This is a genomic window from Rhabdaerophilum sp., from assembly GCF_046092605.1.
Taxonomy (GTDB): domain Bacteria; phylum Pseudomonadota; class Alphaproteobacteria; order Rhizobiales; family Beijerinckiaceae; genus Rhabdaerophilum.
Map to the genome: position 1 here is coordinate 1 of NZ_JBJTDY010000101.1, position 7,557 is coordinate 7,557.

Consider the following 7,557-nt stretch of genomic DNA (forward strand, 5'->3'; position numbering starts at 1 on the left):
GCCGGATCGAACATTCGGTGCTCGAATACCAAGGACATCCCGCCTGCCGCCCGCTTTCGCCGGCTCGTTTCATCAACCTCTCATTTTGTCAGCTTCTTGGACACAACCTGCGCGTCTGGACCTCGATGCTTCTCGATCGCCCAAGCCGGGGTCATGCCATCACTCCTCCGGATCGTTTCGTGACAGCCGTCGTGACGAATTGACAAGGGCGCGCAGTGACTTGGCTCAGGCCGCGCCCGTGAGAGCCCTTAATGCGCCGAAATCACGAGGCCTGAGAATGGGTCGATGTTCCATTTCGTTCCCCCGAACGGCGCCGTCATGTCCTGCAGGAACAGCAAGCCACAGATGCATGTGCGACCTCGTCAAGAGAGCGACAATTCGCCGTAAAATACGGGGCCAGGAAATGCCAGCTCCGCCGCTCGGATAGCTTCAGTTCGGACCGGATATGATCGATGCAAGCGCGACGCCGCGCGGGGCTCATAAGGTTCGCTGACGCGGACCTTCGGTTCCCCTTGCAGCCTCCGCAAGGATCATCTTGTCGAGCGTCAGATCGGAGACGGCACGCCGCATCCGGGCGTTCTCCGCCTCAAGGTCCTTCATCCGCTTGACCTGATCGGACTTCAACCCGCCTAATTCCTGACGCCAGCGGTCATACGTGACCTCGGTGACGCCGATATCGCAAACGGCATCGGCGACGGATTTGCCCTGGGCGACCAGGACATCCACTTGTCGCAGCTTCGCGACGATCTCTTCGGGCTTGCGACGCTTCCTCGGCATGAACAGGATCCTCCTCGTTGCCATAAGACATACTTCAAGGTGGACCAATTCAATGGGGGTGGATCAGCATGTTCTGGTCTTTTCGATGCGGCCGGAACGAACTTCAAACTGGATCAGGTCAGAGGGGCTAAGTCAGGCCTCTGAACCGCCATGAGGTTCATTGATATCAGGGCGGAAGGGCCGTTCCAGCGATTTCGCGGATGTCGGCAATGACCTGTGCCGTTAGCATCTCGTGCGCGCCTTCATAGATCACCAGCCGCATCGGGCCGGCTTCGCGAAGGAAATGCACCGGTTGCTTCGATGCAAGAGGTCGTTCCGCCCCGCCCGGTGCAGAGCGTCGCAAAAGGGCAAGGATTTCCGGAGACGAGATGACCTTCGCGGGCTCCCATTGCGACGCGAGCCGATTGAAGAAGTCGATGGAATGGGTGATCGGCGTGGCCCCACGCCAGCCGTCGTGAATTCCCGCGTAAAGGCGAATGACCGGGTAATTTCCATGCCGGACAATGGCCATGTGCGCGGGCGAACGGCGGAGCGCTTCGCTGACGTTCAACTGATCCTTGCTGCCGGTGCAGCGCTCGATTCCCTCAGCATAGCGGGTCCCCGCCTGCTCCCGATGCCAGGCCACCAGATCGGTGATGGCAGCCCAGGCGAAAACACCGCGAACCGGCATGGTGCTGCCGAGCAGGAAGCACAGCGCGGAAAAGCCGCCGCCTGATTCGCCAACCACGAAGATTGCATCCTCAAGCACAGGTCCATTCTGTCGCGCATGACGGATTGCGGCCTCGATCGCGGCGATCACGCGTTCTCCGCAACATGCATCGGGGTTTCCATTCGGACCAAGCAAGGCAGGGCGGATGTAGTTCCACCCGGCGCGGCGCACGGCGGTGACCAATGCCTCCGGCTGGCCGGAAAGCTGGGTTTCGGCGGTCATCCACGAATGCAAGTCCACGACCAGCGGCGCGAGGCGCTGGGCCGGAACATGGCGCGCCTTTTGAGCCGGAGCAGTTGCACCCGCGGGAATGTCAGTTCTCTCGAAGGGCAGGCGCAACGCATTTTCGACACGCTCGGCAATGGCAAACCGGCCGCCGCGATCGATGCCGAGCCATGCGATCCCGCCGGCTGCGACGAGCATGAAGAGAATAACCAGCAGGCCCAGCCTGATCCTCAAGAATCGCGCCTCCTGTCATGGCCTCCGGTTGTCTCTCGGTCAAAACGAGAGCCCTTGGGGTTAATGGGGTTCGACTCTGTGTGGGACATTGGCCCTGGTCGCGTGGCCCTGAGCTTGCTCAAGCGACTGCGCGTTCAGCGCTGCGCGGGTGATGCCTTGGGCTTCGCCGGGCGGGTTGCCGGGGCGGCAGCCGCCTGGCTGCGCAGGCCGCGCACCATCGTGAGGTTCGCAGCGATGCGCGGATCGGCATTCGCCATGCTCGCGGCGCGGGCCAGCATTTCCTCGGCCTTGGCGATATCGCGCGTCAGCAGGTAGGAGAGGCCAAGATTCGAGAGCACGCTGGGGTTATCCGGCACGATCTTGAGGGCTTCGGCGTAGAATTCCCGGGCCCGGCTGTGCTGGCCCATCTGGTCCGACACGACACCCTGGCTCGACAGCACCCGCCAATCCGGCCGGTCAGCCGAATGCGCCTGGCTCAGCACACGCATTGCCTCATCGAAACGGCCGACATCGCCCAGCGCCCGGCCATAGGCGGCCGCCACTTCCTTGTCGCCCACATTCACGATCGAGGCGCGTTGCAGCACCGCAGCCGCCTGCTGGAACTGGCCGCGAGCCCTCAGGGCACCGCCATAAGCAATGGAAACAGCCTTGTCGCCAGGATTGGCATCATAGCGGCGGGCGAGGCTCTCGATATTCGCTGCTCCGGCCTCGGCCGGCGCGTTTGGTCTGCCCACATCGCGCAGCGATCCGGTAAACTGGCCAAGCTGGCTGGAACACCCGCTGATGGCCAGGGCGATGGCGAGAACCGGCAGGATGGCGCTGAAATGGCGCTTCATCGCGCGCGAAGCGGTGCTTCGGTTGCCGGGCATGACGGGCCCCATCCGGTTCGGCATTGAACATTTCCTTCCAGCGGGGATGGCGCGAGACTTTCATCTTCCGGACGCGCGCTGCCCACTTCACGGCTCAGGAATAACTGGTTAACCCTAATCTGCGGTTAAGACGCCTGATCCTTTCCGGATTCCCGATCCCTCCAGCGATTGCAAAGCCTCATGAGCGAGCCCTCTTCCCTGCCTGTTCGCCTTGTCCATCTTGTCAGCGAGGCCGGCTGGCCCATCTCGCAGGAGTCGCTGCCACCCACGGCACGCAGCTATGCGGCCAGCCTGGGCTTCAAGCCGATGGCGGGTCGCCTCCTCGTTCTCCCGGGAGAGACAGGCGCGGCCGTCGCCGCCCTTCTGGGGATCGGCAGCGACGAGGGATTGGTCGAGCAGCCCTTTCTTCTGGGCAAGCTCGCGACCGATCTTCCCGCCGGGCTCTGGCGGGTGGAGGGGTGGATTGAGAACCCCACCCTCGCGCTCACGGGCTTTCATCTGGGACAATATCGCTTCGACCGCTTCAAGACGGTCGCGCGCGAGGCTGTTTCCCTCCAGCCGTTACCCGGCGCGGACATCGCTCGCGCCCGGCTGGTGGCCGAGGCGGTTTCAGCGGGCCGCGATCTCATCAATCGCCCTGCGAATGACCTGACGACCGAAGCTCTGGCCCAAGCCGCCCGCCAGCTGGCCGAGCGCTTCCGCGCCGAGCTGCGTGAGATCGTCGGCGAGGAGTTGCTGGCTGAAAACCTGCCCATGATCCATGCCGTCGGCGCAGCTTCGGCGCATCCTCCCCGTCTCGTCGATCTCACCTGGGGCGATTCGCGCGCCCCCAAGGTCACGCTGGTGGGCAAGGGCGTGGTGTTCGATACAGGCGGGCTGAACCTCAAGCCCGAGAATTCCATGCTGCTGATGAAGAAGGACATGGGCGGCGCCGCAGCCGCCCTGGCCGCGGCCGAGATCATCATGGGCCTGCAACTGCCGGTGCGCCTCCGGGTCCTTCTCCCGATCGTCGAGAATTCGGTTTCCGGCCCCGCCTTCCGCCCCGGGGACATCTATCGTTCGCGCGCGGGGACCACGATCGAGATCGGCAACACCGATGCCGAGGGCCGACTGATCCTCTGCGATGCGCTGACCCTGGCGGACGAGGAGAAACCCGATCTTCTTTTCAATTTTGCAACGTTGACCGGGGCTGCCCGCGTGGCGCTGGGGCCGGATCTTCCGCCCTTCTTCACCGATGATGACGAACTGGCCGATGCAATTTCCCGCATCGGGCGGGACGAGAATGATCCGGTCTGGCGTCTTCCGCTCTGGAAACCCTATCGGACGATGCTCGATTCGAAATCGGCCGATATCAACAATGTTTCCTCCGGAGGCTTCGCCGGAGCCATCACGGCAGCTGTTTTCCTGAAGGAATTCGTCCGGAATACGCGTTCCTACGCTCATTTCGACATTTATGGCTGGACGCCGACAGCTCGGCCCGGGCGCCCGGAAGGCGGCGAACCGCAAGCGGCCCGCCTTGCTGCGAAGCTGGTTGAATTCTGGAATTCTATCAAGAAATGAGCAACAACGGAAACTACTAAAAGTTGCCTAAAGGCGCGGCAAGCTTCATAAAGTCGTGCAAAATTTCATTTCTTAAATGATCGCGGGTTCGCGGTTGAAGCGATGTCAGAACGGCAGGGAATCCTTGATTAGCGTGAAGCTCCGCCCTACGCAGGCGCTGAAGCTTTGGCATGATGTTGGTTTGGATCTCGTCCGCAGCGCGGAAATGGATCTGACCGCTCGTCAGATGGTCGTGCTGCTGACCATCTACCTGGAGCCGCCGCCGCACACGGTGCGAGGCCTCGCCCAGAAGCTGGGTGTCACCAAGCCTGTCATCACGCGTGCGCTCGACGCGATGGGCGATCTCGATCTGGTTTCCCGCCGCCGCGATCCGGCAGACCGGCGCAGCGTGATCATCCAGCGCACGGTGCGTGGCTCTCTCTTTCTCGAGAGGATGGCCGATCTCATCGTGGTGCGTGCCGACCAACTGGCACAGGACAACCCGTTGCGCTAAGCTGGCTTCCTGTCGCTTCGCCGGGTATGCCATGTCGAGCCACATTTCCGCCAGCCTCGATCCCCGTCGCCATGCCTTCCGCGAAGATCTCGCCGCAAGTGCCTTGCGCGACATCGTTTTCGCGCCGCGATATGCTGATCCGCAGCCCATGCAGATCCGCGCTTCCAGCGCGCCGCTCCGCAAGGCACCGAACACGAGCCTCGGTTTCGAGACGGAACTGATCGCGGGCGAGATCTTCGATGTCTATGACCGCGCTTCCGGCTTTGCCTGGGGGCAGGCCCGGCGTGACGGCTATGTGGGCTATTGTCCCGAAGAAGCCCTGGGCCCGCTTCTGCCGACCGCGACCCATCACGTGGCCGACTTGCGGGCTTTTCTCTACCCTTCTGCCAGCATGAAGGCGACGCCCTTGGGGTTCCTGCCCTATGGCGCCGAGATCGTCGTGCTGGAGGGGGAAGCCGGTTTTCTTCGCACGCCGCTCGGGCATGTCTATGCGAAGCACCTGCGCCCGCTGGCCGAGCGCCCGGATGATCCGGTTTCGGAAGCGGAGCGATTTCTGGGCGTGCCCTATCTCTGGGGCGGAAAATCGAGCCTCGGCCTCGATTGTTCCGGCCTCGTTCAAACCGTTTGTTCCGCCTGCGGAATTTTTGCCCCGCGTGACAGTGACATGCAGGAGCGCGAACTCGGCTTGCAGCTCGCCATGCCCGCCGACCCCGCGACGCTCCCGCGCGGCGCGCTGTTGTTCTGGCCTGGACATGTCGCGCTGAGCCAGGGGGACGGGCAGATGATCCATGCCACATCGTTCTCGATGACGGTCATTTCCGAGCCGATCACCCCTGCCTTGCGGCGCATCGAGCAGCAGGGGCCTGGCCTTCGCTCGGCGCGGCTGTTGCCGGCAAGCCGAGTGCTGCTCCCGGGGATGTGATCGTCCCGGGCCTTTACCTCGATGGGAATCATGCGACACTGTCGGTAAATCAGGGAGGGGCTTGATGTCCCGTTGGCTGTCCGACTTCGGGCGCTGCGCCCGGCTCGCCTGTGCCGCCGCGTTTCTGGCCTTTGCCGGATCTGCACCCGCCAATGCGCAAGATTCAGATCTCTTTCCCGGGACAGGGCCAGATGTGGATGTCGCGCTGGTGCTTGCGGTGGATATTTCCTTCTCGATGGATATCGACGAACTCAACCTGCAGCGCACCGGCTATATCGAGGCGCTGACTTCGCCATTGGTGCTTGATGCCATCCGCAAGGGTATGGTGGGAAAGGTGGCCGTCACCTACATCGAATGGGCCGGGGTCAATACACGTCATGTGATCGCCGATTGGTCGATCATCGAGGATCAGGCCAGCGCCGAGGCCTTCGTGCAGAAGCTGCGCGAGGCGCCGGTTCGCCGGGCGCGCCGCACCTCGGTGACCACCGCGATCGAATTCAGCATCGATCGCCTGAAGCAGGCGCAGGTGCGGCCCATCCGTCGTGTCATCGACATTTCGGGGGATGGCCCGAACAACGAAGGTGGCCTCGTGACCCGCGCCCGCGATGCTGCCGTGGAGGCGGGCGTGGTGATCAATGGGCTGCCCATCATCATCAAGCGCGGCTGGTCCTCGCCCTATGACGTGGACAATCTCGACGATTATTACCGCGATTGCGTCATCGGCGGTCCCGGCTCCTTCATGCTCACGATCACCGAGAAGGACCAGTTCGCCCCGGCCATCAAGCAGAAGATCCTGCGGGAACTCGCAAGCCCCTCGCAGAACGACGTGACTGCCACGCCCGCGCGCGGCGAAACCGATTGCACCATGGGCGAGCGCCAGTGGCGCCAGCAATGGGAACGGAACTAGAGCATCCGCCCGCCAAGTGGATACCGGTTGGCGGAAAAAGCGGATGCGAAAACAAGAAGAGTGAGCGCCAGATCTGATTCAATCAGATCGGTTTGCGCTCTAGAGCATTTTCAAGCGAAGTGGGCACCGGTTCGCGCCAAGAAAATGCGATCAAGAAAAGAGAGAAGCATTTTCAAGCGAAGCATGCCCCTGCGAAGGCGGGGGTGGGCAGCGGTTCGCGTGAAGAAAGTGTAATAAAACAAAGAGATAATGCATCCGATCTCATTCGGTCAGATCGGAAAACACTCAAGTTTCGCGAGGCCTCGCCCGCGGGCTTTTCAGGGTCCGCGAGGCTTCGCCCGCGAGTTTTTCAAGTTTCGCGACATTTCGCCCACGAGTTTTTCAAGTTCCGCGAGGCTTCGCCCGCAGGTTTTTCAGGTTCCGCGAGGCTTCGCCCGCGCGGTAGGCGCGGCATTGGCCGGGTCATCCGGCCAGACATGCCTGGGGTAGCGGCCGCGCATATCGTTGCGCACATCCGCCCATGAACCGGCCCAGAAGCGTGGCAAATCCTTCGTGATCTGGATCGGCCGATGCGCGGGCGAGAGCAGTTCCAGCGTCAGCGGCAGGCGACCGCCCGCGATGGTCGGATGCTGCTTGAGGCCGAAGAGCTCCTGCACGCGGATGGAAAGCATCGGCGCGTTCTCGCCGTCATAGGCGATTGCGTGGCTGTTTCCCGTGGGCGCGGTGAAATGCGTCGGCGCTTCGGCTTCCAGCCGCTGGCGCGCCGACCATGGGATCAGCGTATCGAGCGGCGCGCCGAGTGTCTCGGCATCGATCTGGTTGAGTGTCGTCTTGCCGAGAAGGAAGGGAGCGAGCCATTCG

8 protein-coding genes and 1 pseudogene are annotated in these 7,557 nt (G+C 62.7%); 5 read left to right on the forward strand and 4 right to left on the reverse strand.

Features of this window, described 5'->3' with window-relative positions:
* A partial coding sequence (locus tag ACKODO_RS08030; protein WP_408982922.1) for a hypothetical protein occupies nt 1-203 on the forward strand: 203 nt, incomplete at its 5' end.
* Between the two features lie 185 nt (nt 204-388).
* On the opposite strand, the pseudogene ACKODO_RS08035 reads toward ACKODO_RS08030, so the two are convergent.
* The 3 genes and pseudogenes from ACKODO_RS08035 to ACKODO_RS08045 form a co-directional block, all read right to left on the reverse strand.
* A pseudogene (locus ACKODO_RS08035) lies at nt 389-777 on the reverse strand (transposase); the annotation flags it as partial.
* 166 nt (nt 778-943) lie between these two features.
* Complete coding sequence (locus ACKODO_RS08040; protein ID WP_408982923.1) at nt 944-1,825, reverse strand: alpha/beta hydrolase family protein; 882 nt, start codon at nt 1,823-1,825, stop codon at nt 944-946.
* Nucleotides 1,826-2,079: 254 nt separating this feature from the next.
* Nucleotides 2,080-2,814 (reverse strand): tetratricopeptide repeat protein, encoded by a 735-nt coding sequence (locus tag ACKODO_RS08045; RefSeq protein WP_408982924.1) that lies wholly within the window; start codon nt 2,812-2,814, stop codon nt 2,080-2,082.
* A 180-nt stretch (nt 2,815-2,994) separates the two neighbouring features.
* Between ACKODO_RS08045 and ACKODO_RS08050 the strand changes: the two genes are divergently transcribed.
* The 4 genes from ACKODO_RS08050 (at nt 2,995) to ACKODO_RS08065 (ending at nt 6,696) form a co-directional block, all read left to right on the forward strand.
* Nucleotides 2,995-4,374, forward strand: coding sequence for a leucyl aminopeptidase family protein (locus ACKODO_RS08050; protein ID WP_408982925.1), 1,380 nt, complete (start codon nt 2,995-2,997; stop codon nt 4,372-4,374).
* Nucleotides 4,375-4,501: 127 nt separating this feature from the next.
* Nucleotides 4,502-4,867, forward strand: coding sequence for a MarR family transcriptional regulator (locus tag ACKODO_RS08055; RefSeq protein WP_408982929.1), 366 nt, complete (start codon nt 4,502-4,504; stop codon nt 4,865-4,867).
* A 31-nt stretch (nt 4,868-4,898) separates the two neighbouring features.
* The gene (locus tag ACKODO_RS08060) at nt 4,899-5,789 is read left to right on the forward strand and encodes a C40 family peptidase (RefSeq protein WP_408982926.1); all 891 of its coding nucleotides are present in this window, start codon (nt 4,899-4,901) and stop codon (nt 5,787-5,789) included.
* Between the two features lie 64 nt (nt 5,790-5,853).
* Nucleotides 5,854-6,696, forward strand: a complete 843-nt coding sequence (locus ACKODO_RS08065; RefSeq protein ID WP_408982927.1) for a DUF1194 domain-containing protein — start codon at nt 5,854-5,856, stop codon at nt 6,694-6,696.
* A 413-nt stretch (nt 6,697-7,109) separates the two neighbouring features.
* Here ACKODO_RS08065 and ACKODO_RS08070 read toward each other — a convergent pair.
* The coding region (locus ACKODO_RS08070; RefSeq protein WP_408982928.1) for an ATP-dependent helicase C-terminal domain-containing protein at nt 7,110-7,557 on the reverse strand (448 nt) is incomplete at its 5' end.